Annotated in this window: 23 protein-coding genes; 10 read left to right on the forward strand and 13 right to left on the reverse strand. The window is 71.7% G+C overall.

The window, feature by feature from the left end; genetic code table 11:
• Positions 1-28: 28 nt before the first annotated feature.
• Positions 29-1,222, reverse strand: coding sequence for a sensor histidine kinase (locus ACQPZG_RS15450; RefSeq protein ID WP_433546341.1), 1,194 nt, complete (start codon positions 1,220-1,222; stop codon positions 29-31).
• A gap of 179 nt (positions 1,223-1,401) precedes the next feature.
• On the opposite strand from ACQPZG_RS15450, the gene ACQPZG_RS15455 reads away from it, so the two are divergent.
• Together ACQPZG_RS15455 and ACQPZG_RS15460 are read left to right on the forward strand one after the other, a co-directional pair.
• Positions 1,402-2,379, forward strand: coding sequence for an SAM-dependent methyltransferase (locus tag ACQPZG_RS15455; RefSeq protein ID WP_433549422.1), 978 nt, complete (start codon positions 1,402-1,404; stop codon positions 2,377-2,379).
• 471 nt (positions 2,380-2,850) lie between these two features.
• Positions 2,851-3,996, forward strand: a complete 1,146-nt coding sequence (locus ACQPZG_RS15460) for an NADH-quinone oxidoreductase subunit D (protein ID WP_433546342.1) — start codon at positions 2,851-2,853, stop codon at positions 3,994-3,996.
• A 64-nt stretch (positions 3,997-4,060) separates the two neighbouring features.
• Here the strand turns inward: ACQPZG_RS15460 and ACQPZG_RS15465 are convergent, their stop codons facing one another.
• From ACQPZG_RS15465 to ACQPZG_RS15480, 4 genes are all read right to left on the reverse strand, one after another.
• Complete coding sequence (locus ACQPZG_RS15465) at positions 4,061-5,218, reverse strand: hypothetical protein (protein WP_433546343.1); 1,158 nt, start codon at positions 5,216-5,218, stop codon at positions 4,061-4,063.
• Between the two features lie 106 nt (positions 5,219-5,324).
• Positions 5,325-6,311: an ABC transporter substrate-binding protein gene (locus tag ACQPZG_RS15470; RefSeq protein WP_433546344.1), complete on the reverse strand. Its 987-nt coding sequence runs from the start codon at positions 6,309-6,311 to the stop codon at positions 5,325-5,327.
• 155 nt (positions 6,312-6,466) lie between these two features.
• Positions 6,467-7,135: an ABC transporter permease gene (locus ACQPZG_RS15475; protein ID WP_433546345.1), complete on the reverse strand. Its 669-nt coding sequence runs from the start codon at positions 7,133-7,135 to the stop codon at positions 6,467-6,469.
• 5 nt (positions 7,136-7,140) lie between these two features.
• Positions 7,141-7,872: an ABC transporter permease gene (locus ACQPZG_RS15480; RefSeq protein ID WP_433546346.1), complete on the reverse strand. Its 732-nt coding sequence runs from the start codon at positions 7,870-7,872 to the stop codon at positions 7,141-7,143.
• A gap of 186 nt (positions 7,873-8,058) precedes the next feature.
• Here ACQPZG_RS15480 and ACQPZG_RS15485 point away from each other — a divergent pair, with 186 nt between their 5' ends.
• Positions 8,059-9,216 carry an ABC transporter ATP-binding protein gene (locus ACQPZG_RS15485; protein WP_433546347.1) on the forward strand — a complete coding sequence of 386 codons (1,158 nt, stop codon included), beginning with the start codon at positions 8,059-8,061 and terminating at the stop codon, positions 9,214-9,216.
• 10 nt (positions 9,217-9,226) lie between these two features.
• Here ACQPZG_RS15485 and ACQPZG_RS15490 read toward each other — a convergent pair whose 3' ends face one another.
• Positions 9,227-10,339, reverse strand: a complete 1,113-nt coding sequence (locus tag ACQPZG_RS15490) for an alpha/beta hydrolase (RefSeq protein ID WP_433546348.1) — start codon at positions 10,337-10,339, stop codon at positions 9,227-9,229.
• Between the two features lie 147 nt (positions 10,340-10,486).
• On the opposite strand from ACQPZG_RS15490, the gene ACQPZG_RS15495 reads away from it, so the two are divergent.
• Positions 10,487-12,325, forward strand: coding sequence for a phosphatidylglycerol lysyltransferase domain-containing protein (locus ACQPZG_RS15495; RefSeq protein ID WP_433546349.1), 1,839 nt, complete (start codon positions 10,487-10,489; stop codon positions 12,323-12,325).
• A 380-nt stretch (positions 12,326-12,705) separates the two neighbouring features.
• On the opposite strand, the gene ACQPZG_RS15500 is transcribed toward ACQPZG_RS15495, so the two are convergent.
• A complete protein-coding gene (locus tag ACQPZG_RS15500) occupies positions 12,706-13,632 on the reverse strand; it encodes an NADP-dependent oxidoreductase (protein ID WP_433546350.1) in 927 nt (308 codons plus the stop codon).
• Between the two features lie 161 nt (positions 13,633-13,793).
• Here ACQPZG_RS15500 and ACQPZG_RS15505 point away from each other — a divergent pair, with 161 nt between their 5' ends.
• The 6 genes from ACQPZG_RS15505 (at position 13,794) to ACQPZG_RS15530 (ending at position 17,425) form a co-directional block, all read left to right on the forward strand.
• Entirely contained in the window at positions 13,794-14,276 is a 483-nt protein-coding gene (locus ACQPZG_RS15505; protein WP_433546351.1) for a MarR family winged helix-turn-helix transcriptional regulator, read from the forward strand.
• A gap of 16 nt (positions 14,277-14,292) precedes the next feature.
• Positions 14,293-15,189, forward strand: a complete 897-nt coding sequence (folP, locus tag ACQPZG_RS15510) for a dihydropteroate synthase (protein ID WP_433546352.1) — start codon at positions 14,293-14,295, stop codon at positions 15,187-15,189.
• Complete coding sequence (locus ACQPZG_RS15515; protein ID WP_433546353.1) at positions 15,186-15,641, forward strand: nuclear transport factor 2 family protein; 456 nt, start codon at positions 15,186-15,188, stop codon at positions 15,639-15,641. The genes folP and ACQPZG_RS15515 overlap by 4 nt, the downstream gene beginning before the upstream one ends.
• A 270-nt stretch (positions 15,642-15,911) precedes the next feature.
• Positions 15,912-16,271, forward strand: coding sequence for a dihydroneopterin aldolase (folB, locus tag ACQPZG_RS15520; RefSeq protein ID WP_433546354.1), 360 nt, complete (start codon positions 15,912-15,914; stop codon positions 16,269-16,271).
• A complete protein-coding gene (folK, locus tag ACQPZG_RS15525) occupies positions 16,268-16,867 on the forward strand; it encodes a 2-amino-4-hydroxy-6-hydroxymethyldihydropteridine diphosphokinase (RefSeq protein ID WP_433546355.1) in 600 nt (199 codons plus the stop codon). Before folB ends, folK begins: the two co-directional genes overlap by 4 nt.
• Before the next feature lie 72 nt (positions 16,868-16,939).
• Positions 16,940-17,425 (forward strand): DUF3180 domain-containing protein, encoded by a 486-nt coding sequence (locus ACQPZG_RS15530; RefSeq protein ID WP_433546356.1) that lies wholly within the window; start codon positions 16,940-16,942, stop codon positions 17,423-17,425.
• Positions 17,426-17,467: 42 nt separating this feature from the next.
• On the opposite strand, the gene folE is transcribed toward ACQPZG_RS15530, so the two are convergent.
• The 6 genes from folE to dacB all read right to left on the reverse strand — a co-directional run bounded on the left by folE (position 17,468) and on the right by dacB (position 25,082).
• Positions 17,468-18,073, reverse strand: a complete 606-nt coding sequence (folE, locus tag ACQPZG_RS15535) for a GTP cyclohydrolase I FolE (RefSeq protein WP_433546357.1) — start codon at positions 18,071-18,073, stop codon at positions 17,468-17,470.
• Between the two features lie 140 nt (positions 18,074-18,213).
• Positions 18,214-20,241, reverse strand: a complete 2,028-nt coding sequence (ftsH, locus tag ACQPZG_RS15540; RefSeq protein WP_433546358.1) for an ATP-dependent zinc metalloprotease FtsH — start codon at positions 20,239-20,241, stop codon at positions 18,214-18,216.
• Between the two features lie 219 nt (positions 20,242-20,460).
• The gene (gene hpt, locus ACQPZG_RS15545) at positions 20,461-21,021 is read right to left on the reverse strand and encodes a hypoxanthine phosphoribosyltransferase (RefSeq protein WP_185033798.1); all 561 of its coding nucleotides are present in this window, start codon (positions 21,019-21,021) and stop codon (positions 20,461-20,463) included.
• 29 nt (positions 21,022-21,050) lie between these two features.
• On the reverse strand, positions 21,051-22,091 hold the full coding sequence (tilS, locus tag ACQPZG_RS15550; protein ID WP_433546359.1) for a tRNA lysidine(34) synthetase TilS: 1,041 nt from the start codon (positions 22,089-22,091) through the stop codon (positions 21,051-21,053).
• A gap of 186 nt (positions 22,092-22,277) precedes the next feature.
• Complete coding sequence (locus tag ACQPZG_RS15555) at positions 22,278-23,411, reverse strand: zinc-dependent metalloprotease (protein ID WP_433546360.1); 1,134 nt, start codon at positions 23,409-23,411, stop codon at positions 22,278-22,280.
• A 255-nt stretch (positions 23,412-23,666) separates the two neighbouring features.
• The gene (gene dacB / locus ACQPZG_RS15560; protein WP_433546361.1) at positions 23,667-25,082 is read right to left on the reverse strand and encodes a D-alanyl-D-alanine carboxypeptidase/D-alanyl-D-alanine endopeptidase; all 1,416 of its coding nucleotides are present in this window, start codon (positions 25,080-25,082) and stop codon (positions 23,667-23,669) included.
• Between the last annotated feature and the right edge of the window lie 63 nt (positions 25,083-25,145).

Consider the following 25,145-nt stretch of genomic DNA (forward strand, 5'->3'; position numbering starts at 1 on the left):
GTCGAGGGCGGACGGGGCGAGCCTGCTGTCAGTGGGTCGGCTTGAGCGGGAGCAGCGCGCTGATCCGGAAGCCGCCGCCGGGACGCGGACCCGCGTCCAGCGTGCCGCCGACCATACCGACCCGCTCGCGCATGCCGATCAGGCCGTGCCCCTGGCCGTCCGCCCCGCCGTCCTGGTACAGCTCGTGGGAGGCGCCCCGCCCGTCGTCCTCGACGAGCAGGCCGAGCCCGTCGTCGAAGTAGACGAGCCGCACGCTCGCGCCCACGTCGGGACCGCCGTGCTTACGGGTGTTGGTGAGGGCCTCCTGCACGATCCGGTACGCGGTCAGCTCGACGCCGCTGGGCAGCGGACGCGCGGTGCCCTCGACCTTGAAGTCCACGGCGAGGCCCGCGGCCCTGACCTGTTCCACCAGGTCCTCGATCTGCTGGACGTCGGGCTGGGGCACGTACTCCCCGCTCTCCGGCTGCTCTCCCGTGCGCAGGACGCCGAGCAGTCTGCGCATCTCGGCGAGCGCCTGGCGGCCGGTCGTCGAGATGGTCTCCAGGGCCTGCTTGGCCTGTTCGGGCGAGGCGTCCATGACGTAGGAGGCGCCGTCGGCCTGCACCACCATCACGGACACGTTGTGCGCGACGACGTCGTGCAGTTCCCGGGCGATCCGGGCGCGCTCCGCGGCGACGGCGACCTTGGCCTGCGCCTCGCGTTCCCTCTCCAGCCGGGCCGCCCGCTCCTCCAGCTGCGCGAAATACGCGCGCCGGGTGCGCATCGAGTCGCCGAGCACCCAGGCCAGGACGAACGGGACGGTCAGGAAGACGGCGAAGACGACGGGGGCGATCGGGTCGTTCTTCTCCACCGCCCAGCGGACCTGGGAGAGCGTCGCCGCGGTCAGCGACGCGCCGAGGGCGAGCCGGGAGGCCCAGCGGGCGCCGTTCGCCGCGACGGTGTAGACGATGACGAGCATCGCGAAGTCGGAGGGGTTGGGCTGGACGTTCAGGGCGAGCTGGAGCAGCCCGACCAGGATCGTCACGATCAGCATCGCCTCGGGGACGCGACGGCGCAGGGCGACCGTGAGACACAGCACGAGGATGCAGAAGGCCGCGGGAATCTCCCCGGTCCCGGAAACGGTCCCCCCGAACATCAGCACGGACATTCCGAGGAGCATCACGGCCCAGAAGCTGTCGACGCTCGTCGGGTGTCTGCGAATGAAGTCGTAGAGGCGCTGCACATGACCAGCGTAGGGAAACCCTGGAGGCCATTGGGTCAACCGGAGGGGCGATCCGGTGGCCGGGCCACTACTCCCCAAGGTGGAGACGTCCGTGGAGACTGGGTGGCGTGAGAGACGAGAAGGACCGCCCGGACGGACGCGGCGCCGGTCGGCCCGAGGGCGGCGGGCGGAGCGAGTGGCTGAGGTGGCGGGAGGCGTCGGAGGCCGCACTGTACGGGCCCGGCGGGTTCTACGTGCGGCCCGACGCCGACGGACCTGCGGGGCACTTCCGTACGTCCGTGCACGCGTCGCCGCTGTTCGCGGGGGCGGTCGCGCGACTGCTGCGGGAGACGCACGAGTCGCTGGGCGGACCCGCCGAGATCGCTCTCGTCGACATCGGCGCCGGGCGCGGCGAGTTGTTGACCGGAGTGCTGGCCGCACTCCCCGAGGGCTTCGGGGTGCGCGCGTACGCCGTGGAACGGGCGGCCCGTCCGGCCGCACTCGACCCGCGCGTCGAGTGGCTCGCGCGACCCCCCTCCGGCGTCACCGGTCTGGTCTTCGCGAACGAGTGGCTGGACAACGTGCCGGTGGACGTCGCGGAGGCGGACGAGGACGGGGTCGCACGGTACGTCGAGGTGCGGGCGGCGGACGGCGCGGAGCGCCTCGGGGCGCCGGTGTCCGGGGCCGACGCGGCGTGGCTGGAGCGGTGGTGGCCGCTGGCGGGACGGCCGGGTCAGCGGGCGGAGATCGGTCGCCCTCGGGACACGGCGTGGGCGGACGCGGTGGGGACGCTCGACGCGGGCCTGGCGGTCGCGGTCGACTACGCCCACGCGCGCGCGTGCAGGCCGCCGTACGGGACGCTGACCGGGTTCGCGGGTGGCCGGGAGGTGCGGGCGGTGCCGGACGGACGGTGCGACGTGACGGCGCATGTCGCACTGGACGCGTGTGCGGCCGAGGCGGAGGCCCGTGCGCGGGTCCGTACGGAACTGCTGACGCAGCGCCAGGCGCTGGGGCGGCTGGGGGTCGTGGGCTCGCGTCCCGCGTTGTCACTGGCGTCGACGAATCCGGTCGCGTACGTGAAGGCGCTGTCGAGGGCGGGCGAGGCGGCGGAACTGGTGGCCCGCGGCGGGCTGGGGGACTTCGGGTGGCTGATGCAGGCGGTGGGGAGAGAGGGGTGAGGAGGGCGGTGGCCCCGCTGCCGCTGCGGACTCCGGCCCGAGGAGCGCGGCCCCCCGGGTGCCCCGGCCCCGGCGGGGGGACGGCGGCCCCGCCGACGTCCCGGCCCTTTCGTTCGTCGGCCCTCCTCCTCGCGTCCCTCGTCCCGCAGGAGACCCGGGCCCCGCTGCGCTCCTCGGGTCCGCTGTTCCTCCGTCCCCTCGTCCCCCGGCCTTCGAGTGCTCGGCTCCTCGGGGGGAGCAACGCCACTGCCGCCCCACGCTCCGGTCCAGAGGAACGCTCCGCCGCCTCGGCCCCGCGTCCCTCGTCCCTCAGGAGACCCGGCCCCCGGCCAACGGGCGAACCGCTTCGCCGACGCCCCGACCCCCCGGCCGACGGGGAAGCCGCTTCGCCGACGCCCCGGACCGCGGTCCGCCCCGCGTTCCCCCGCTCCCACGCCCCCGTCCCGTGGCCTCCGGTGGATACTGTCCCCCATGACGCAGACGACGACAGTCGGCATCGGCGGCGGCGCCGAGAGCACCGACATGGTGCTCAACATCGGCCCCCAGCACCCCTCCACCCACGGCGTGCTCCGTCTCAAGCTCGTCCTGGACGGCGAACGCATCCAGCACGCCGAGCCCGTCATCGGCTACATGCACCGCGGCGCGGAGAAGCTCTTCGAGGCGCGGGACTACCGCCAGATCGTCATGCTCGCCAACCGCCACGACTGGCTCTCGGCCTTCTCCAACGAGCTGGGCGTCGTCATGGCCGTGGAGCGCATGCTCGGCATGGAGGTCCCGGAGCGCGCGGTGTGGACCCGGACCCTCCTCGCCGAGCTGAACCGGGTGCTCAACCACCTCATGTTCCTCGGCTCGTACCCGCTCGAACTCGGCGGCATCACCGCCGTCTTCCACGCCTTCCGGGAGCGCGAGGAGCTCCAGGCCGTGATGGAGGAGGTGTCCGGCGGCCGCATGCACTACATGTTCAACCGGGTCGGCGGCCTCAAGGAGGACCTGCCGGCGGGCTGGCCCGGCCGGGTCCGCGACGCGGTCGCCTCCGTCCGTTCCCGCATGAACGTCTACGACGACCTGGTCCTCGGCAACGAGATCTTCCGCGGCCGTACCCGGAACGTCGGCGTGCTCTCCGCCGAGGCGGTCCACGCGTACGGCGTCTCCGGCCCCATCGCCCGTGCCTCGGGCGTCGACTTCGACCTGCGGCGCGACGAGCCGTACCTCGCGTACGGCGAACTCCGGGACACTCTCAGGGTGGTCACCCGGCAGGAGGGCGACTGCCTCGCCCGCTTCGAGTGCCTGCTGGAGCAGACGCACAACGCGCTCGACCTCGCCGACGCCTGCCTCGACCGGATGGCCGACCTGCCGCCCGGTCCGATCAACCAGCGTCTGCCGAAGGTGCTCAAGGCCCCCGAGGGCCACACCTACGCCTGGACCGAGAACCCGCTCGGAATCAACGGCTACTACCTGGTCTCCAAGGGTGAGAAGACCCCGTACCGGCTGAAGCTGCGCTCGGCGTCCTTCAACAACATCCAGGCGCTGACCGAGTTGCTGCCCGGGACGCTGGTCTCGGACATGGTCGCGATCCTCGGCTCGCTCTTCTTCGTCGTGGGCGACGTCGACAAGTAGCGGACGAACGACCGGCGGCGGGCGGTACGCCGTCGGCGAGCCGGCTGGCCGCAGGCGGGCGGGCTCAGGAGCCGATCGCGCTCCTGAGGTCCGCCACGTCCAGTTGCTCCGTCTCGTCGTGCGCCGTCAGGTCGATGACCGCACCGACGGTCTCGGCGTCGGCGGCCGTGCGGGAGGACCGGTGTTCGGCGAGGGCTTCCTCGCCGACGACGTCCGCGAGGTCCTCGTCCTGCATGTCGGCGGCCACGCCCGCGCCCGTACTCGTACCGAAGAAGTCGAAGCCGCCCTGTTTGCGTACGGCGGGCAGGTTCTGCGGCGCGTACGGCGTGAGGGCCGACGAGGGCCGGGTGTGCTCGCGCGCCTCGCGGGCGGCGTCGGACGCCGGCCCGGGAGTCGTGGCGGGCACGGAGGCGTCGGAGGGCAGGGCGCCCCCGGCAGGTGCGGGGGCCGGGTGGCGCGCCGCGCCCGAGGCCGGGACCGGGGCCAGTGCCTGCGCGTCCACCCGGGCGCCCTCGGGCACCGGAACCTTCCCGTCCGCCGGGCTGTCCGCCGGGGCCTTCCCGGCTGCGTCCCGCGGTGCGGCCACCCGTGCCGGGGTCTGTACCGCGGCCCGTACCGCCATCGCGCCGGACGCGACGCGGGCCGCCGTCTCCCGCTGGACCCGTCCGTTGCGCTCCAGGTTCTCCAGCGCCGCGGCCGCCCGCATGTACGCGGCCGGAGTGGGCGTGGAGCGGGCGGCGGGGAGTTCCTTCGGACTCTCCTCCGCGGCTGCCGTCAGTTCGAGCAGACGGCGGCGCTCCAGCGCGGTCGCGCGCTCGGTCTCCGCGGTGGCGTACCTGCGCAGCAGCGCGGCGTGCTCGTTGCGCAGCCCGGCCAGTTCGGCGCGCTTGGCGCGGAGCTTGGCCTCCAGCTTGACGCGCAGGGCGCGCGACTCCTCCAGGTCGCCCTCGATCTCGGCGACGCGCTCCTCGGTCTTCCAGGTGTCGGCCTCGCGCGCCCGCTTCAGCTCGGCCACCTTGCGGCCCGCGGTGCGGTCCCAGCTGCGCATCAGGGCGGCCCCGGTGACGGCCGCCGCCGCGACGACGGCGACGAGCACCCGCAGGGCCACGGGTTCCGCCACGAACCAGGCGCCGACGGCGCAGGCGAGCGAACCGCCCGCGACCGCAGACGAGGGCAGCAGTTTGTGCAGGGGTGGTGAATGGCGGTGGCGTCCACGGGGCATGGCCTGAAATTTACCGCGCGCAGGACACGTATGGGGCATCACTCGCCAATCTGTTCCCGTGCGGTTACCCGGGAATCGGCCACGCAGCACCCCAACTGCTCCGCCACTACCCCTTGATGAGGTTCTTCTCCTCCAGATAGGTCTTCGCCACATCGGCCGGCTTCGCACGCTCGATGTCCACCTTGCGGTTCAGTTCGCCGAGATCCGCCGTGGTGAGCGCCTTGGTGAGCTTGCCGAGGGCCTCGGCCACCGCCGGGTCGCCGGCGTCCTTGGCGTTGACCACCGGCAACAGGTTGTCGGCGTTCTGGAGCTTCTTGTCGTCGGCGAGGAAGACGAGACCGAAGCTGTCGATGGTGGCGTCCGTCGTGGTGGACAGGACGAGCTGCGCCTCGCCGTCCTTGACGGCCTGCTTGGACTGCGGCGTGCCGACGCCCTTGGGGACGAGTCCGGTGACGTCGATGCCGTACTTCGACTTCAGACCGGGCGCGCAGAACGGCCGGATCTCGCACTCGTCGCCCGCCGCGATCTTGACCTTCACCTTGGACCTGCCCAGGTCGGACAGCGTCTTGAGGTTGTTCTTCGCGGCGAACTCCTTCGTGACCGCGAACGCGTTCTGGTCGACGGCCTCGCCCGCCGGAAGCACCTTCAGGCCGAGCGGCTTCGCCAGGTCCTCCAGGGCGGCGACGGTGGCGGTCACGTCGCTGGAGGCCAGCGGCTTCTTCTCCGCCTCCTTCGCACCGTTCACCTTGGCGTTGAGGAACTCGGTGAGGGTCGCCGCGTACTCCGGTACGACGTCTATCTCGCCCTTCTCCAGCGAGGGCTCGTACAGCTCACGGTTCTTGACGACGGTCACCGAGGTCGCGAACCCGGCGTCCTTGAGGATCTGCGCGTACAGCTCCGCCAGCACCTTCGACTCGGTGAAGGCGGCCGCGCCGACCACCAGCGAACCCTTCTTGCCGCCACCGGCGGAATCCGTCGGTCCGGAACCGGACCTGCCCTGCTGCTCCAGACTGTCGCCGCCGCACGCGGCGAGCGAGCCGGTCAGTGCCACCAGGCCGACAACCGCACCCGCGAGGCGTGAGGTCTTGCTCATGAGAGTTCACCATCCAGGAAGTGCCCGAGGCACGGGAAAGAGGGACAAAGGAAGACAAAAGGAAACGGGAGGTACGGGAGCGGAGGAGCGTGAGGAGGTGGGACGAGGCCCGAAGAGGTACGCGGCAGCGCGGGACGAGCAGCGGGAACACACCGTCAGGCGGCTTTCCGCAGCGGCGAGAACACCCGGCCCAGCAGCACCAGCACCCCCTCCACCACCAGTGCCAGCAGCGCCACCAGCAGCGCCCCCGCGACCACCTGCGCGGTGTCGTAGGTGTTGAAGCCGGCGGTGATGATGCGGCCGAGCCCGCCCTGTCCGACCATCGCGGCGATCGAGGCCGTGGCCACCACCTGCACGGCGGCCGACCGCAGTCCGGTCATCACCAACGGGTACGCGAGGGGCAGCTCGACCCGGGCGAACAGCTGCCTGCCCGACATGCCCATGCCGCGTGCGGCCTCCACCACCGCCCGGTCCACCTCCCGCATCCCGACGTACGCGTTGGTGAGCAGCGGCGGCACGGCGAACAGCACCAGCGCGACGATCGTCGGCACGTAACCGGCGGAGCGCAGCGGCGAGACCATGAACAGCGCGAGCACCGCGAACACCGGGACGGCGCGTCCCACGTTGGAGATGTTGACCGCGAGCGCACCCCCCTTGCCGAGGTGCCCGAGCAGGAAGGCGAGCGGCAGCGCGAGCGCGCAGGCGATGAGGAGCGCGACCCCGCTGACGTACAGATGCTCCGTCAGCCGGACCCACGCGCCGCCGTCACCCGACCAGTTCGAGCCCGTGACCAGCCAGGTCCAGGCGTCCGAGAGCACACCCATCGAAATCAGCCCGCCCCCGCGGTCGCAGTCGTCTTCCGTATGCGTGCCGTACGCGGTTCCGGCTTCGTGCCGCCCGCCCGCGTCCACGGTGTCAGCAGCCGTTGCAGCCCGAGCAGCAGCAGGTCGGCGACCACGGCGAGCAGCACGCACAGCACGGACGCGGCGAGTACCTGCGCCTTGAAGAAGGTGGGCAGCGCGTCCTCGATGAGGTTGCCGAGGCCGCCCCGGCCGACGATCGAGCCGACCGTGGTGAGCGCGACCGTCGACACCGTGGCGATCCGCACGCCCGCCATCAACGCGGGGAGCGCCAACGGCAGTTCCACCTCCCAGAGCATCCGCCCCGGCCCGTACCCCATGCCGCGGGCGGCCTCCCGGGTCTCCTGCGGGACCGCTTGGAGTCCGGCCAGGATGTTGCGTACGAGGATGGTCAGCGAGTACAGCACCAGACCGGTGATCACCAGCGCCGACGACAGCCCGAACAGCGGCAGCAGCAGCGAGAACATCGCCAGCGAAGGCACCGTGTACAGCACGGTCGTCAGCCCGAGGACCGGGCCGGCGAAGCGCTTGCTGCGGCGGGCCAGGAGGGCGAGCGGGAGGGCGACGGCCAGCCCGATCAGCACCGAGACCACGGTGATCCATAGGTGCTCGACCGTCGCCTCGGTCAACTCCTGGCTGCGGGAACGCAGGTACTCCGCGCAGATCCAGTCGTTCGTCACCAGGCAGTTCTGCTCGCTCACCCGTCCCACCTCCCCCGTTCCGCCCGTTCCACACCGCCGGAGCGGCAGTGGAGAACGTATGTTCAAAGCCCGTGCGAGGACCATATCGCCGACCACTGACAACGCCCTCGGTCCGGTTCGGGCCGCCACATCCCGGCAACATGCCCTTCACCCGAGTTCCGCCGCCAGCCGTCACAATGGGGACCCATGATCCGGTTCGAGCACGTCACCAAGCGCTACGCCGACGGCACGACCGCCGTCGACGACCTGTCCTTCGAGGTCGCCGCGGGTGAACTCGTCACACTGGTGGGCCCGTCGGGCTGCGGCAAGACCACCACCATGAAGATGGTCAACCGGCTCATCGAGCCGTCAGCGGGCCGCATCCTGCTCGACGGCGAGGACATAGCCGGGGTCGACCCGGTGGAGCTGCGCCGGCGCATCGGCTACGTCATCCAGCAGGTCGGCCTCTTCCCGCACCGGACGGTGCTCGACAACACCGCGACCGTCCCGCATCTGCTCGGCGTGAAGCGCACGCAGGCCCGTGCGCGCGCGGCCGAACTCCTCGACCTGGTCGGCCTCGACCCGAAGGTCCACGGCTCCCGCTACCCCGAGCAGCTCTCCGGCGGCCAGCGCCAGCGCGTCGGCGTCGCCCGCGCCCTGGCCGCCGACCCCCCGGTCCTCCTCATGGACGAACCCTTCGGCGCCGTCGACCCGGTGGTCCGCGAGCACTTGCAGAACGAGTTCCTGAGGCTCCAGTCGCAGGTCAACAAGACGGTGCTGTTCGTCACGCACGACATCGAGGAGGCGGTCCGTCTCGGCGACCGGATCGCGGTGTACGGGCAGGGCCGCATCGAGCAGTTCGACGCCCCCGCCGCCGTCCTGGGCGCGCCCGCCACCCCGTACGTCGCGGACTTCGTCGGCGCGGACCGCGGCCTGAAAAGACTGTCGGTGACGCCCATCGAGGAGAGCGACCTGGACCAGCCGCCCGTGGTCCACCTCGACGACTCCCTGGCGACCGCCACCCGGCGGCTGTCCGCGGAGGGTGCGCGCTGGGCCGTCGTGCTCGACCGCGAGGACAACCTGCACGGGTGGATCCCCGCCGACGCCACGGAGAGGACGGGCACGGTACGGGAGCACGCGCGCCGCATGGAGGCGTGGCTGCCGGTGGGTGCGTCCCTGAAGCAGGCGTTCGCGACGATGCTCCAGCACGACGCCGGCTGGATCGCCGTCATCGACGAGGAGGGCGAGGGGCGGTTCCTGGGCGTGCTCACCCCGGCGCGGCTGCACGAGGCGCTGCGGCGGTCCATCGACGCGGACGGCCGCAGGGTCTCCCGTACGGAAGTGGCGGTCGAGACCGTCGGCTAGCGCCGCCGCGTCAGGGCGTGAGCTTCTTGCTCATCCACTCCACGACCGCCGGGATCTCGCGCTTCCAGGTGTTGAAGTTGTGCCCGCCGCTGTTGAGGGTGATCGACGACACCTGCGTGGGCGGCTTCACCTTGCTGATGAACTGGGCCGTCGGCTTTTTGTTGTCCTCGCCCTTCTCGCTGGTGGTGACCAGCAGGGAGGTCTTGGGCGCGGGCAGGTTGTCCAGGGCCCACAGCAGGTTGGCACGCTGCCTGAGCTTCGGGTCACTGCCGAAGAGGTCGCCGGTCGTCGCGTCCTCGGCCGCCTTGTAGTACGCGGAGAGACCGGCGCCCGCGGCGAACTTGTCCGGGTGCGCCATGGCGATCTTCACGGCGCAGTAGCCGCCGGTGGAGTTGCCCATGAAGCCCCAGTTCTGCGGCTTCGTGCCCACCCGATAGGCGCCCGACACCGCGCGCGGCAGGTCGTCGGCGAAGAACGTCTCGGTCTGCGGGCCCTTCGGGATGTCGACGCACTCGGTGTCCCGGGGCGGCGCGACCGTCGGCCGCATCATGACCATGATCATCGGCTGTGCCTTGCCGGCGCGGGCCTGCATCAGCGCGGTCTGCGGATAGCGGAGCCCCTTGATCAGGTTCATCGCGGTGCCGGGGTAGCCGGTCAGCACGACCGTCGCGGGGAAGTTCTTCTTGGCGTACTCGGGCTGGAAGTACTCCGGTGGCAGGTACACGAAGGCGGGACTGACGATCTTCGACTTCTCGCCCTCGATCCGCACTTCCTGGATCTGCCCGCCGACGGACGGCTTGTTCCCGCCCGGAACGTCCATCGCCCGGGTGCCGATGAGCTGCGCGTGCCTGCCGGGGCCGGACGCGTGGTCGACGACCACGCCCAGCTCCTCCTCCTGGCCGAAGAGGTCGGCCCACGAGCCGTAGAAGAGGAACGACTTGTTCGCCGCGAGGCCGACCGCGGCGAACAGCGCCAGCTGGGTCACCAGCAGCATTCCCACCCTGCCCAGCACCGCACGCCAGGTGCGGCCCGAGAGCCGCGGCCAGAACCAGATCGTGGCCGCGAAGAACAGAACCGCGATCACTACGGTGAGCACGAGAACCTTGGTACTGGTGAGACCCATGACGAGATCGTTACTTCCTGAATGAGGATTTCCTGAGAGCCGAGTGAACCCGCCCCCCGGAAGCGCCGTCCTAGTGGACGCACGTTGTCCGAGCGGCCCTTCTCCAGGGCGCCGGACTTGAAACCTACTTGCGGACCTCGGGAAGCGATGTCAATCAGAATAGATGGGGATAAGTCCGGGGCGGTTCCGGATCGGGTGCGCCGGGTCTTCCGCGGACCGCGCCCCGAGAAGGTCCCTTCGCTGGTGGGCGCGGCGGTCACGCTCGTCGGCCTGCTCGACATCGCGGCCGGGGTCTTCCCCCGCTTCCGGCACAGCCGGATGCACAGCCTTGCCGAGGTGCTGCCCGGAACCCTCGGGCCGTTCGCCGCCGCGTTCTCCCTCACGGTGGGTGTCCTGCTGCTGCTCCTCGCCCACGGCCTCAAGCGGCGCAAGCGCCGTGCCTGGCGCTCGGCGGTGTTCCTGCTGCCGGTGGGCGCCCTCGCGCAGTACACCTACCGGCACTCCGTCCTCGGGGTGCTGATCGCCCTCGCCCTGCTGGCGCTGCTGCTGGTCCACCGGCGCGAATTCGCCGCGCTGCCCGACCCGCGCAGCCGCTGGAAGGCCGTCGCCAACTTCGTGCTGACGACGCTGGGATCGGTCGGGCTCGGCCTGGTGATCGTCAGCTCCCACCCGAAGACGATCATCGGGAACCCGGACTTCGGCGACCGTCTCACCCACGTCCTGTACGGGCTGGCCGGCTTCGAGGGGCCGATCGACTACGCCAGGCAGGCGTCCTGGACGGTCGGCTACTCGCTCGGCGCGCTCGGCTGGATCATCGCGCTCACCACCGTCTACCTGGCGCTGCGTCCCGAGCACCCGGCGGCGCGGCTCACCGAGGAGGACGAGGTACGGCTGCGTGCCCTGCTCGACAGGCACGGCGCCCGCGACTCGCTGGGCCACTTCGCGCTCCGGCACGACAAGGCCGCCGTCTTCTCCCCCAGCGGCAAGGCCGCCGTCACCTACCGCGTGGTCTCCGGCGTGATGCTCGCCAGCGGCGACCCGATCGGCGACGTCGAAGCCTGGCCGGGCGCCATCGAGCGCTTCATGGAGGAGGCGAAGGCGCACTCCTGGACCCCCGCCGTGATGGGCTGCTCGGAGACCGGCGGCGAGGTCTGGACCCGCGAGACCGGGCTGGACGCCCTGGAGCTGGGCGACGAGGCCGTCGTCGACGTACCGGACTTCTCCCTCTCCGGGCGGGCGATGCGCAACGTGCGCCAGATGGTCAAGCGCATCGAGCGCAACGGTTACCGGACCGAGGTGCGCCGGGTCGGAGACCTGGAGCCCGAGGAACTGGAACGCATCCGCAGGGCCGCCGCCGACTGGCGCGGCACGGAGACCGAACGCGGTTTCTCCATGGCACTGGGCCGGGTGGGTGAGCCGGGCGACGAGGACTGCTTCATCGCCACCGCCCACAAGGCCGACGAGGAGGGCGCGGCCCCGGGCCCCTACGGCGACATCAAGGCCGTCCTCCACTTCGTGCCGTGGGGCGCCGACGGCATGTCCCTCGACCTCATGAGGCGCGACCGGGCGGCCGACCCCGGTATGAACGAGCTGCTGATCGTGGCGTCGCTGACCGCGGCCCCGGACCTCGGGATCAAGAAGGTCTCGCTCAACTTCGCCATGTTCCGCTCGGCACTGGCCCGCGGCGAGAAGCTGGGCGCGGGGCCGGTGCTGCGGGGGTGGCGGGGTCTGCTCGTCTTCCTCTCCCGCTGGTTCCAGATCGAGTCGCTGTACAAGTTCAACGCCAAGTTCCAGCCGCGCTGGGAGCCGCGCTTCGTGGTCTTCCGGACGACTCGCGACCTGCCCCGGATCGGCTTCGCGGCGATGCAGGCGGAGGGTTTCGTGACGCTGGGCCTGCCGCGGATGTTCACCCGCAGGTCCCCGGCGGAGCGCGCACCCCGGCCCTGCGCGCACACGGAACGCTCGGCGCTCGAACGCACGGCCTAACGTCGGCCGCCTCTGACGGCGGGGGCGGGCGACTCCGCCCAGGAGCGGGGGCGGGGTGGCGGGGACGGGCACGGGCACGGGTGCAGGGAGGGGTTCAGGGAGGGGTTCAGGCGTAGGCGGTGGGCGCGGGGCGGGGGGCCACCTCCGATGGGGACCGCCCCCTTGCCCACCCGTTCCGCCTCCGCGGGGCGGCCCCGCCGCCCGAGGGAGTTACGGGGGGTGGGCGCGCCGCCCGAGGGAGTTACGGGGGGTGGGCGCGCCGCCCGAGGGGGCTGACGGTCTGCTGCCGAGGGGGCTGACGGTGAGCGGCGCCGCCGCCCCGGGGGCTGACGTGGGGGCGGGGCGGCGGCTTCCGTCGTGTCAGGGGCTGCGGGCTCCGCCTACGCCACGCTGATCGCGATCTTCCCCCGTGTGTGCCCGCCGATGCTCTCCCGGAACGCGTCCGCCGCCTTCTCCAGCGGATACACCGCCGCCACTTCCACCTCGACCTCGCCCCGCTCGACCAGTTCCGTCAGCGCCAGCAGGTCCGCCGCGTCCGGCCGCACGAAGACGTAGTCGCCGCCGAGCTCCAGGACGCCGCCGTCCGCGATGGACGCCAGCCGTCCGCCCTCGGCCAGCAGGCCGGGCGACAGCTGGAGCGCGTCCCCGCCCACCAGGTCCAGCACCGCGTCCACGCCGTTCGGCGCGGCCTCGCGCACCCGCTCGGCGAGGCCGTCCCCGTACTCGACCGGAGTCGCCCCGAGGGACCGCAGGTAGTCGTGGTTGCGGGCACTGGCGGTGCCGATGACCTTCACCCCGTGCGCCCGCGCGATCTGCACGGCGAGCGAGCCGACCCCGCCGGCCGCCGCGTGCACCAGCACCGTCTCGCCCTCGCGCACCTTGAGGCTGCGGTGCAGCGACTGGTACGCGGTGAGGCCCGCCAGCGGCAGCCCCGCCGCCTCCTCGAAGCTCGTGTTCCGCGGCTTGCGGGCCAGCGTGCGGATGGGCGCGGCGACGTACTCCGCGAAGGTCCCGCGGGACACGAAGTCCTCGCGTACGTACCCGATGACCTCGTCGCCGGGCTTGAACTCGGACACGGACGGGCCCGCCTTCTCGACGACGCCCGCCACGTCCCAGCCCGGGATCACCGGGAAGACGGCGTCCAGCGCGGGGTCCAGGTACCCGGCGAGGACCTTCCAGTCGACGGGGTTGACCGAGGCCGCGCGGACCTTGACCAGGACGGAGTCGGGGCCGAGCTTGGGCTCGGGGCGGTCGCCGTACTCCAGGACGTCGGGGTCGCCGTACACGGGGTAGGAAATGGCCTTCATGGGGGGAGCCCTCCAGTGGTGGACGGTTGCGAGCAAAGGGGTCGGGCCGGAGGCCGGGCCTGTGTGGCCCAACCTCAATTGTTGAGAATCTCAAGCAATTCGTTCCGACCGTAAACCTCAATGGTTGAGATGGTCAAGTTTTGCGGCGTACACTGCGTGTCATGGCAGCCAACCCGCCGACCAAGGCCGAGCTAGTCGAACGACTGGCCACCTCCTTCGGTCTCTATTACGGCGACTTCACCCTCGCCGCCGCCACCGCAGGGCTCACCCCGAGCCAGGCGAAGGCGCTCAGCGTGCTGCGCGGCTCCCCCGCTCCGATGCGCGCCCTCGCTACTACCCTCGCCTGCGACGCGTCCAACATCACCGGGATCGTCGACCGGCTGGAGAAGCGCGACCTGGTGCGCCGCGAGCCCAGCGCCACCGACCGCCGCGTGAAGAACGTCGTCCTGACCGAGTACGGCGAGCGCACGATCGACACCATCCGGGCCCGCATGCACACCACCCTCGACGGTCTGGACGCCCTGGACGACTCCGAGCGCACCGCCCTGTTCGGCCTCCTCGGACGGGTCTTCCCCGAGGGCCCGGACGGCGCGACGGCCGGCGGCTCGGGCTGCGGCACCGGCGGTCCGGAGACCACGCGCTGACGCCTAGGCTGGGCGTATGAGTACGTTGCTGCGCACCCACCCCGTCGAAGGGCTCCCGGAGTGGGACCGCTGTGCGGTCATGGGAGTCGTCAACGTGACCCCCGACTCCTTCTCCGACGGCGGTCGCTGGTTCGACACCACGGCCGCGGTGAAGCGCGGCCTCGCCCTGGTCGCGGAGGGAGCCGACCTCGTCGACGTGGGCGGCGAGTCCACCCGGCCGGGCGCCAGCCGCGTGGACGCCGCCGAGGAGCTCAAGCGGGTCGTGCCGGTCGTACGCGGCCTGGTCTCCGAGGGCGTCACCGTCTCCGTGGACACGATGCGCGCCGGCGTCGCCGAGCAGGCCGTCGCCGCCGGCGCGGTCCTGGTCAACGACGTCAGCGGCGGCCTCGCCGACCCCGACATGATTCCGGCGGTCGCCGCCGCCGACGTCCCCTTCGTGGTCATGCACTGGCGCGGCTTCAGCGAGAACATGAACAGTCTCGCGGTGTACGACGACGTGGTCGCCGAAGTCCTCGCCGAACTCCACGCGCGCGTGGACGCGGTCGTCGCCGGCGGCGTCGACCCGGGACGCATCGTCGTCGACCCCGGCCTCGGCTTCGCCAAACAGGCCGAGCACGACCTCGCGCTCCTCGCCCACCTCGGCGACCTCGGCACTCTCGGCCACCCCCTGCTGGTCGCCGCCTCCCGCAAACGCTTCCTGGGCCGCGTGCTCGCCCGGGACGGCGCCGCCCCGCCGCCGGCCCGCGAGCGCGACGCCGCCACCGCCGCCGTCTCCGCGATCGCCGCCCACGAGGGCGCCTGGGCGGTCCGGGTCCACGAGGTGCGGGCCACCGCGGACGCGGTACGGGTCGCCCGCGCCGTCGCGGGCGCGAGGACCACCCCGGCACCGTCCGGTCCGGCAGGCACCCGGTGACCCCCCGCGGCACCGACGCCGAGCGGGTCGAACTGGCCAACACCGCGTTCTACGAATGTCTGGAACGCGGCGACTTCGACGAGCTGTCCGCGCTCTGGCTGGACGACGACATCACCTGCGTGCACCCCGGCTGGCCGGTGCTGAGCGGACGCGGCGAGGTGCTGCGCTCGTACGCGCTGATCATGGCGCACACCGAGTACATCCAGTTCTTCCTCACCGACGTGAAGGTCTCGGTCATGGGCGACACCGCCGTGGCGACCTGCACCGAGAACATCCTCAGCGGCGGCCCCGCCGAGGAGAGCGGCGAACTCGGTCCGCTGGTCGGCCAGCTGGTCGTCGCCACCAACGTCTTCCGGCGCACCCCGGACGGCTGGCGGCTGTGGGCGCACCACGGCTCCCCCGTGCTGGCGGACGCGGACGACGAGGACACGGACGACGATCCGGCCGAGTAGGACGCCGCCCGGGGGCGCGGGGGAGCATCCGGCGGCGCGGGGCGGCATGGAGCGGCGCGGGGGCCCGATTCCGCGCCGCCACCCGGCGACGCGGCGTCGCAAAGTGCCCCGAATGGGTAGGGGCCTCTGTGAGAAGGATCCCGGAAGCACGCCGTCCGCAGCCCCGCGGGCGGGGGCTGTCGGTGCGCGCGGGTAGATTCGTTTCCCAGGTGAGCCGCCGACCGCACTCGGCGCGGAGCCAGATGACTACGAACAGCAGGAGTGATTCGCGTGGATCGTGTCGCGCTGCGCGGCCTCAAGGCCCGCGGGCACCACGGCGTGTTCCCCAGGGAGCGCGAAGAGGGCCAGACCTTCATCGTGGACCTCGTCCTCGGCCTGGACACCCGTCCCGCCGCGGCCGACGACGACCTGACGAAGACCGTCCACTACGGCGTGGTCGCCGAGGAGGTCGTGGAGGTCGTGCAGGGCGAGCCGGTCAATCTGATCGAGACGCTCGCGGAACGGATCGCGCAGCAGTGTCTCCAGCACGAGGGGGTCGAGGAGGTCGAGGTGTGTCTGCACAAGCCGGACGCCCCGATCACCGTGCCCTTCGACGACGTGACCATCACCATCACCCGGAGCCGTGTATGAACCCCCTGCAGAGCGACCCCACCGTCCAGCCGGTTCCGGCCTCCGTGACGCAGCGGGTCGACGCCGCGGACATCACCCTCTCCAACCCCCGATGGGCCGTCATCGGCCTCGGCAGCAACCTCGGCAACCGCCTGGAGACCCTCCAGGGCGCCGTGGACCTCCTGGAGGACACCCCCGGTGTCCGCGTCAAGGCGGTCTCCCCGGTGTACGAGACGGAGCCGTGGGGCGTCGACTCCGGCTCCCAGCCCTCGTACTTCAACGCGGTGGTCCTGGTGAAGACCACCCTCCCGCCGTCCTCGCTCCTGGAGCGTGGCCAGGCCATCGAGGAGGCATTCGACCGGGTGCGCGAGGAGCGCTGGGGCCCGCGCACCATCGACGTCGACATCCTGTCGTACGCCGACGTCGTCTCCGACGACCCGGTGCTCACCCTCCCGCACCCGCGCGCCCACGAGCGCGGCTTCGTCCTCGCTCCGTGGCACGACGTGGACCCCGAGGCACAGGTCCCCGGCCGCGGCGCGGTCGCCGAACTGCTGGGCGCCGTCCCCACCGACGGCGTGCTCGCCCGCGCCGATCTGGAACTCCGGCTGCCCGAGTAGACGTTGCACCGGGCAGAAGCCTGTTCCGTACGACACCCATGACCACGTGACTGTGACAGAGAGCGGAGCCTCGTGAAGCAACTACGGCTCGGGGTACTGGCGGGCGTGTTCGCCGTGGCCGGAGTGCTGTCGTGGGCGGGCGCCCGCCTCTGGTCCTCCGTCGGCACCCTGCCCGGCGTGCCGGTCGCGGCGCCCGTCGTGCTGGCGCTGATCGCGGCGGTCCTGCTGGCGACCGCACTGGGGATGCGCGCGCGGCTGCGCGCCCAGCGCGAGCGCCGGCCCGGCGCCAAGGGCGTCGATCCGATGGTGGCCGCCCGCGCGGTCGTCTTCGGGCAGGCCAGCGCCCTGGTCTCCGCCCTCGTCGCCGGTATGTACGGCGGCGTGGGCGTCCACCTGCTGATCGGCCTCGCCGACCTGCCCGCCCGCCGCGACCAGGCGATCTACGCGGGCTTCTCGGTCCTCGCGGGCGCGGCGGTGATCGCCGCCGCGTTCTTCCTGGAGCGCGTCCTGCGCCTGCCCGACGACGAGGACGAGGCCCCGGTGGCGGACGCCGCCTGAGGCCCCGTACGGGCGCGCAGGGCCGTTCCCGGCCGCCGGTCGTCAGCGGGCGATGATCAGGCTCATCGCCTCGGCCCGCGTGGCCGGGTCGCGCAGCTGCCCGCGCACCGCCGAGGTGATCGTCTTCGCGCCGGGCTTGCGCACCCCGCGCATCGTCATGCACATGTGCTCGCACTCGACGACGACGATCACGCCACGCGGCTCCAGGATCTCCATGAGGGAGTCCGCGATCTGCGTGGTGAGCCGCTCCTGCACCTGCGGGCGACGCGCGTACACGTCCACCAGCCGGGCCAGCTTGGACAGTCCGGTGATCTTGCCGTCGGTGGACGGGATGTAGCCGACGTGCGCGACGCCGTGGAACGGCACCAGGTGGTGCTCGCAGGAGCTCATCACCTCGATGTCCTTCACCAGCACCATCTCGTCGTGGCCCAGGTCGAAGGTCGTCGTCAGCACGTCCTCCGGCTTCTGCCACAGCCCGGCGTATATCTCCCGGTACGCCCGTGCCACCCGCCCGGGGGTCGCCCGCAGGCCCTCGCGGTCGGGATCCTCGCCCACGGCGATCAGAAGCTCGCGCACCGCGTTCTCGGCCCGCTTCTCGTCGAAAACGCCGATGCTGGGCTCGCCGTCCAGCGTCACCGGGTCGGTCATCAGTGCCTCGTTCCTGTGGTTCGTGCCGCGCGCGTCGCTCCGCGTGCACACGCGCAAAGAAAGTGCCGCGACCCCCAGGCTAGAACCTGGGGGTCGCGGCATCCATTCCGGGCCCGCCACGACGCGGGCCGGCGATGGTGTCAGCTGCTCTCCGGACGCTCTTCCGGAGCGGGGATCGCGTCGCCGGGGGTCACGTCCTTGGTCACCGAGGTGATCGCGGGCGTGGCGCCGTTGGTGAGCGCGAGCTCCTTGGGCGAGAGCACCGGCGGCCGGGTGGAGGGCGTACGGCGGGACGAACCGGTCCACGCGGGGCGGGCCGGACGTCGCACGATCGGCTGGAAGATCTCGGCGATCCGCTCCTTGTTCAGCGTCTCCTTCTCCAGGAGGGCCAACACCAGGTTGTCGAGGACGTCGCGGTTCTCGACCAGGATCTCCCACGCCTCGTTGTGCGCGGTCTCGATGAGCTTCTTGACCTCTTCGTCGACGAGCGCGGCGACCTCTTCCGAGTAGTCGCGCTGGTGCGTCATGTCCCGGCCCAGGAAGGGCTCGGTGTTGTCGCCGCCGAACTTGATCGCGCCGAGGCGCTCGGTCATGCCGTACTGCGTGACCATCGAGCGGGCCGTACCGGTGGCCTTCTCGATGTCGTTCGCGGCACCCGTCGTCGGGTCGTGGAAGACCAGCTCCTCGGCCGCGCGCCCGCCCAGCATGTACGCCAGCTGGTCGAGCATCTCGTTGCGCGTGGTCGAGTACTTGTCCTCTTCCGGGAGCACCATGGTGTAACCCAGGGCCCGGCCGCGCGACAGAATCGTGATCTTGTGGACCGGGTCCGAGTTCGGCAGAGCCGCCGCGACCAGGGCGTGTCCGCCCTCGTGGTACGCGGTGATCTTCTTTTCCTTGTCGGACATGATCCGGGTCCGCTTCTGCGGGCCCGCCACGACGCGGTCGATCGCCTCGTCGAGCATCAGGTTGTCGATCAGCTTCTGGTTGCTGCGCGCGGTGAGCAGCGCGGCCTCGTTCAGCACGTTCGACAGGTCCGCGCCGGTGAAGCCGGGCGTACGACGGGCGACAGCACCCAGGTCGACGTCCGGGGCGACCGGCTTGCCCTTCTGGTGGACCTTGAGGATCTCCAGACGGCCCTGCATGTCCGGCCGGTCGACCGCGATCTGCCGGTCGAAGCGGCCCGGACGCAGCAGCGCCGGGTCGAGGATGTCCGGCCGGTTCGTCGCGGCGATCAGGATGACGCCGCCCTTGACGTCGAAGCCGTCCATCTCGACGAGCAGCTGGTTGAGCGTCTGCTCGCGCTCGTCGTGGCCGCCGCCCATGCCGGCGCCGCGGTGGCGGCCGACGGCGTCGATCTCGTCGACGAAGACGATCGCCGGGGCGTTCGCCTTGGCCTGCTCGAAGAGGTCACGGACGCGCGAGGCGCCGACACCCACGAACATCTCGACGAAGTCGGAGCCCGAGATGGAGTAGAACGGCACGCCCGCCTCGCCCGCGACGGCTCGCGCGAGCAGCGTCTTGCCGGTGCCGGGCGGGCCGTACAGCAGCACGCCCTTGGGGATCTTGGCGCCGACGGCCTGGAACTTCGCCGGCTCCTGGAGGAACTCCTTGATCTCGTGGAGTTCCTCGACCGCCTCGTCGGACCCGGCCACGTCGGCGAAGGTCGTCTTCGGGGTGTCCTTGGTGATGAGCTTCGCCTTGGACTTCCCGAACTGCATGACCCGGGAGCCGCCGCCCTGCATCTGATTCATCAGGAACAGGAAGACGACGACGATCAGGACGAAGGGCAGCAGGGACAGCAGGATCCCGACGAAGGCGTTCTGCTTCGTCGGTGTGACGGTGTAGCCCTTTTCGAGCTTGCCGGACTCAAATTTCTGGTCGAGCTTCGTGACGAGCTTGGAGCCCTGGTCCCCGATGTAGCTCGCCTGGATCTTGGAGCTGTCGTCGACCTTGAGGTCGCCCGTCAGCTCCACCTTGATGATCTGTTCGTCACCGGTGGTGACCTTGACCTGCCGGGCCTGGTCCTTGTCGATCGCCTGGATGACCTTGCCGGTGTCGACCGTCTTGTAGCCGCCAGACGAGCCGACGACCTGCATCAGCACGACCACGGCGAGGACGGCCAGCACGATCCACATGACCGGCCCACGGAAGTATCGCTTCACGTCCATCCATACGGGGCGAACTGCGCCCCGTCCCTCCTGCCCGTAGGTAAATGCCGCTCAATAAAAGACTGTTCTTCGGACGGTACCCCAGCATTGCCACCCGCGACCGCAGGGGACGGCTGACAAGTCTGCCTTCCCCTGCTCCAACGGCGGGAATTGCGCGAGGGTTCCCCGAAACGGCCCCGAGGTGCCCCGGAAGGGTTCCCGGGGGCCGGGTGCCCGGACTCAGCCCCCGTATACGTGGGGCGCGAGCGTCCCGACGAAGGGGAGGTTCCGGTACTTCTCGGCGTAATCCAGGCCGTATCCCACGACGAATTCATTCGGAATGTCGAAGCCGACCCACTTCACGTCGATCGCGACCTTGGCGGCCTCCGGCTTGCGCAGCAGCGTGCACACGTTGAGGGACGCCGGTTCGCGGGAGCCGAGGTTCGACAGCAGCCACGACAGCGTCAGGCCGGAGTCGATGATGTCCTCGACGATCAGGACGTGCTTGCCCTTGATGTCGGTGTCCAGGTCCTTGAGGATCCGGACCACACCGGAGGACTGGGTGCCCGCGCCGTACGAGGACACCGCCATCCAGTCCATGGTGAGGGGGGTGGACAGCGCGCGCGCCAGATCCGCCATCACCATCACGGCACCCTTGAGCACCCCGACGATGAGCAGGTCCTTGCCCGCGTACTCCGCATCGATCTCCGCGGCCAGCCCGGCCAGCTTCGCGTCGATCTCTTCCTTGGTGATGAGCACCGACTTGAGGTCGGTACCCATGTCGTTCGCGTCCACCCGCATCACTTTCGTAGAACGTCGGCCCTGCCGATTCAGCCCTGCCGAATCACCAGTCTGCCACCCTGCCGCCGGGCCTCGACGCGGCCGGGGAGGTTGATGGCTCCCTGACCGCGCCAACCGGTGATCAGTCGGTCCACCTCTTCGATGTGCCGGGCGAAGAGGGAGCCCGCGGGCGACCCGGCCTCGATGACCGCGCCGCGCAGCACCCGGCGGCGCACCGCGGGGGGCAGGGCGTAGAGCTTGGCGCATTCGAGGCGGCCCGTCTCGTCCCGTACGGAACGGCCGGCGTCGGCGGCCCAGTGGTCGAGGGCGTCCGCGTCGTCACGGGAGAGCTGGGCGGTGCGGGCGAGGGCTTCGACGACGCCCTTGCCGAGCGCCTTCTCCAGGGCGGGCAGCCCTTCCTGGCGGAGCCGGGAGCGGGTGTAGGCGGGGTCGGCGTTGTGCGGGTCGTCCCAGACGGGCAGGGACTGGACCATGCAGGCCTTGCGGGCGGTCTGCCGGTCGAGCTGGAGGAAGGGGCGCCGGTAGCGCCCGGCCGCCCCCGAGACGGCCGCCATTCCGGAGAGCGAGCGGGTGCCGGAGCCGCGGGCCAGGCCTAGCAGGACGGTCTCGGCCTGGTCGTCGCGGGTGTGGCCGAGCAGGACGGCGACGGCGCCGTGCCGCTGGGCGCTGCCGTCCAGGGCGGCGTACCGGGCGTCGCGGGCGGCGGCCTCGGGGCCCCCGGCGCGGCCGACGGTCACCGAGACGGCCTCGACGGGGGCCAGCCCCAGCGAGGACATCCGGGTCACGACTTCGGCGGCGCGGGTGCCCGATCCCGCCTGGAGGTTGTGATCGACGGTGACGCCGCCCGCCCGGACGCCCAGCTTGGGCGCCTCGAAGGCGAGCGCGGAGGCGAGCGCCATGGAGTCGGCGCCGCCGGAGCACGCCACGAGCACGAGCGGCGGGGCGGCCGGCTCGTGCGCGGGGTCGAGCTGCTTGCGGTGGTGGTCGTTCAGGCTGTGCTGGTTCAGCACGTCGTGGAGTACGCGGCGGACCGCCAGGCGTATCGCTGCGACCGCAGGATGGGGACCCATGTCCGGTGCCCTTCGGTGGAGTTGGGGTGCCTCGGGAGGAGGAGCCTCTGTCACGGAGAGTGCGTAGATGGTGACAGAGACGAGCGGTTACCCGAGCATTGCACGCCTACCCAGCGCTTACGGTCCCTCGGATGGGTGATTTCGGGGGCGTTTCCCTTACCCGTCCCACCGAGGCGCACTCCGGCTTCAGGCGTCTCCCTTACGGTGCACCCGCGCGACCCAGTCCGCCGGTTTGGCGATCTCGGCCTTGGTCGGAAGCGTGTTCGGCGAGGTCCACACCCGGTTGAAGCCGTCCATGCCGACCTCGTCGACCACCGCGCGCACGAACTTCTCGCCGTCCTTGTACTGGCGCAGCTTGGCGTCCATGCCGAGCAGCTTGCGCAACGCGAGGTCCAGCCGGCTGGCGCCCTTGGCCCGGCGCTGCTGGAACTTCTCCCGGATCTCGGCGACGGACGGCACGACCTGGGGGCCGACCCCGTCCATGACGTAGTCCGCGTGGCCTTCGAGCAGGGACATGACGGCGGTCAGACGGCCGAGGATCTCGCGCTGGGCGGGGCTCTGGACGAGTTCGACGAGGCTGCGTCCGCCGTCGTCGTCCGTCTCGCCCTCGGGGCGGCTGCCGGCGAAGGCCTGGGCGGCCTCGCGGACGCGCTCCAGGATCGTCATCGGGTCGACGTCGGTCTCCCCGAGGAACGACTGGATCTCGTTCTCCAGGTGGTCGCGCAGCCAGGGCACGGCGGTGAACTGGGTGCGGTGGGTCTCCTCGTGCAGGCAGACCCAGAGCCGGAAGTCGTGCGGGTCCACTTCGAGGTCGCGCTCGACCTGGACGATGTTCGGGGCGATCAGCAGGAGGCGGCCGCCGCCGTTCCCACCGGCCGGCAGGTCGCGGGAGGCGGGGGCGAAGGTCTCGTACTGGCCCAGCACCCGGGAGGACAGGAAGGACAGCAGCATGCCGACCTCCACGCCGGTGACCTTGCCGCCCACGGCGCCGAGCACGGCTCCGCCGGGGGAGTTGCCGCGACGTTCCTGCATCTTGCCCAGCAGGGGTTGCAGCAGTTCGCGGAAGCCCGCGACGTTCGCCTTGATCCAGCCCGCCCGGTCCACGACCAGTACCGGGGTGTCCTGCGGCTCCGTGCCTTCGGGGATCATCCGCGTGAACGCGCGGACGTGTTCCTCGGACGCCTTGGCATGCCTGCGAAGCTCCGCGACGACTGCGCGGGCCTCGTCCCGACTGACGTCGGGACCGGGCCTCACGAGTCGGGTCGCGGTCGCCACCGCGAGCTTCCAGTCGACCATCTCCGCACCACCGAGGCTCGTCATGCGTCAACCGTACGTTGTCGAGTGCGCGCGCGGAGGGGGTCGGGAGGAGTGGAGTGGGACGGAGCGGGCACGCCGTACGGACGGCGGCGGGCTGCGGCTGCCCGCGGGGCGGAACGTCTGCTGCCCGCGGCGCGGCACCGTTCCCGGAGGTGTCCGTCCGTCGGTCGGCCCGTCGGCCAAGCCCGTGAGCTGCCCGTCCCTCGGTCGGCCCGTCGGTCAGCCCGTGAGGTGTCCGTCCGTCGGTCGGCCCGTCGGTCAGCCCGTCGCCGCGAGTTTCGAGGCCAGGGCGTCCAGCGCGTCCTGGGCCGGGCCCGGGGCGGAGGTGTTGCCCGCCAGGAACGCGAAGGCCACCAGTCGGCCGTCCTGGGTGACGACGGTTCCGGCGAGCGTGTTGATGCCGCGCAGGGTGCCCGTCTTGGCGCGGACCAGGCCGGTTCCGGGGGCGTCCGCGGCGTACCTGGTGCTGAGCGTGCCGCTGAAGCCCGCGACCGGGAGGCCGGTCAGCACGGGGCGGAGCTCGGGGTGCGCGGGGTCGGCCGCGCGGGTGAGGAGCGCCGTGAGGAGGCTCGCCGGGACCCGGCCGTTGCGGTCGAGGCCGCTGCCGTCCGCGAAGTGGACGCCGTTGAGGGCGTCGGCCGCCGGGAGGTCCAGTTCGGCGAGCCGGTCGCGCACCGCCTTGCCCGCGCCCACGAAGCTCACCTCCTCGCCCGCCGCGATCGCCGTCTGCCGGGCGAGGGCCTCGGCGATGTCGTTGTCGCTGTGGGTCAGGGTGCGCTCGACGAGGGCGGAGAGGGGGGCGGAGAGGGTCTTGGCGACGGGCTCCGCGTCGGCGGGCGCCTTGGCGGAGGACGGGTCGCCGGTCAGCTCCACGCCCAGGGCCCGGAGTTCGGCCGCGAAGGCGCTAGCCGCGTCGCCCGCCGGGTCGGGGCTGCGGTCGCCGATGCCGCTGCGGCTGCCGTCGACGCGTCCCTCGTTCACCATCAGCGGCGTCACGCGCGCGAGGTTCTCGTTGTTCCTGCCGATGGGGTGGATGTCGGGGCCGGTGTACAGGGTCGTGTCGTACGCGAGGGAGACCGGGCCGGCGCCCTTGTCGCGCAGGGCGCGGGCGGTGTCGGCGGCGAGGGCGCGCAGCCCCTCCTTCTCCAGGGTGGGGTCGCCGCCCCCCTTGAGGACGACGGCCTTGCCGTCGGCGGTGGCGAGGACGGTGGTGGGGATCCGGTGGTCGGGGCCGAGCGCGGACAGCGCAGCGACCGCCGTGGCGATCTTCACGGTGGAGGCCGGGGTCATGGCGTCCCGCTCCCCCCGTGCGAACAGCGGCTCGCCGGTGGCTGCGTCCACCACCGACGCCGTACGGAGCGGGCCCAGGGCGGCGGCGTCCAGGAGCGGCGACAGCGCGGCCTTGACGCGGTCGGCCTTCGACGGCGGAACGGCGGGTGCGCCGAGCGCGCCCAGGACGCTGCGGGCGCTGGGCGCGGGAGCCGGTTCGGCCGGGTTGCGGGGCGGCGTTTCGTGATGTGCGCCACCCGTACGGTCCTGGACGGCCGCAACGTCCCGTTCGGCCTTACGCTGACCGGAGTCCCAGGGCCCCGAGACGGCGACCGCACCGGCCGCCAAGGCCAGTCCGGCCACGGCGGAGCCCGCCGTGAGCTGCCAGGTTTTGAGCTTGGGCACTGCGGACCAGCCCCTTTCGCGATCACACGTCTGCGTGAGGGACACTTAACCACTGCGTTCTGC

The organism is Streptomyces sp. CA-294286 (genome assembly GCF_050947155.1).
In the GTDB taxonomy this organism is placed as follows: domain Bacteria; phylum Actinomycetota; class Actinomycetes; order Streptomycetales; family Streptomycetaceae; genus Streptomyces.

What these genes read in the sequence shown, in the direction of transcription:
- ACQPZG_RS15460 (WP_433546342.1), top strand. Translation starts at nt 2,851, where the DNA reads ATGACGCAGACGACGACAGTCGGCATCGGCGGCGGCGCCGAGAGCACC.
- ACQPZG_RS15465 (WP_433546343.1), bottom strand. Translation starts at nt 5,218, where the DNA reads ATGCCCCGTGGACGCCACCGCCATTCACCACCCCTGCACAAACTGCTG.
- ACQPZG_RS15470 (WP_433546344.1), bottom strand. Translation starts at nt 6,311, where the DNA reads ATGAGCAAGACCTCACGCCTCGCGGGTGCGGTTGTCGGCCTGGTGGCA.
- ACQPZG_RS15475 (WP_433546345.1), bottom strand. Translation starts at nt 7,135, where the DNA reads ATGGGTGTGCTCTCGGACGCCTGGACCTGGCTGGTCACGGGCTCGAAC.
- ACQPZG_RS15485 (WP_433546347.1), top strand. Translation starts at nt 8,059, where the DNA reads ATGATCCGGTTCGAGCACGTCACCAAGCGCTACGCCGACGGCACGACC.
- ACQPZG_RS15490 (WP_433546348.1), bottom strand. Translation starts at nt 10,339, where the DNA reads ATGGGTCTCACCAGTACCAAGGTTCTCGTGCTCACCGTAGTGATCGCG.
- ACQPZG_RS15495 (WP_433546349.1), top strand. Translation starts at nt 10,487, where the DNA reads ATGTCAATCAGAATAGATGGGGATAAGTCCGGGGCGGTTCCGGATCGG.
- ACQPZG_RS15500 (WP_433546350.1), bottom strand. Translation starts at nt 13,632, where the DNA reads ATGAAGGCCATTTCCTACCCCGTGTACGGCGACCCCGACGTCCTGGAG.
- ACQPZG_RS15505 (WP_433546351.1), top strand. Translation starts at nt 13,794, where the DNA reads ATGGCAGCCAACCCGCCGACCAAGGCCGAGCTAGTCGAACGACTGGCC.
- folP (WP_433546352.1), top strand. Translation starts at nt 14,293, where the DNA reads ATGAGTACGTTGCTGCGCACCCACCCCGTCGAAGGGCTCCCGGAGTGG.
- folK (WP_433546355.1), top strand. Translation starts at nt 16,268, where the DNA reads ATGAACCCCCTGCAGAGCGACCCCACCGTCCAGCCGGTTCCGGCCTCC.
- folE (WP_433546357.1), bottom strand. Translation starts at nt 18,073, where the DNA reads ATGACCGACCCGGTGACGCTGGACGGCGAGCCCAGCATCGGCGTTTTC.
- ftsH (WP_433546358.1), bottom strand. Translation starts at nt 20,241, where the DNA reads ATGGACGTGAAGCGATACTTCCGTGGGCCGGTCATGTGGATCGTGCTG.
- hpt (WP_185033798.1), bottom strand. Translation starts at nt 21,021, where the DNA reads ATGCGGGTGGACGCGAACGACATGGGTACCGACCTCAAGTCGGTGCTC.
- tilS (WP_433546359.1), bottom strand. Translation starts at nt 22,091, where the DNA reads ATGGGTCCCCATCCTGCGGTCGCAGCGATACGCCTGGCGGTCCGCCGC.
- ACQPZG_RS15555 (WP_433546360.1), bottom strand. Translation starts at nt 23,411, where the DNA reads ATGACGAGCCTCGGTGGTGCGGAGATGGTCGACTGGAAGCTCGCGGTG.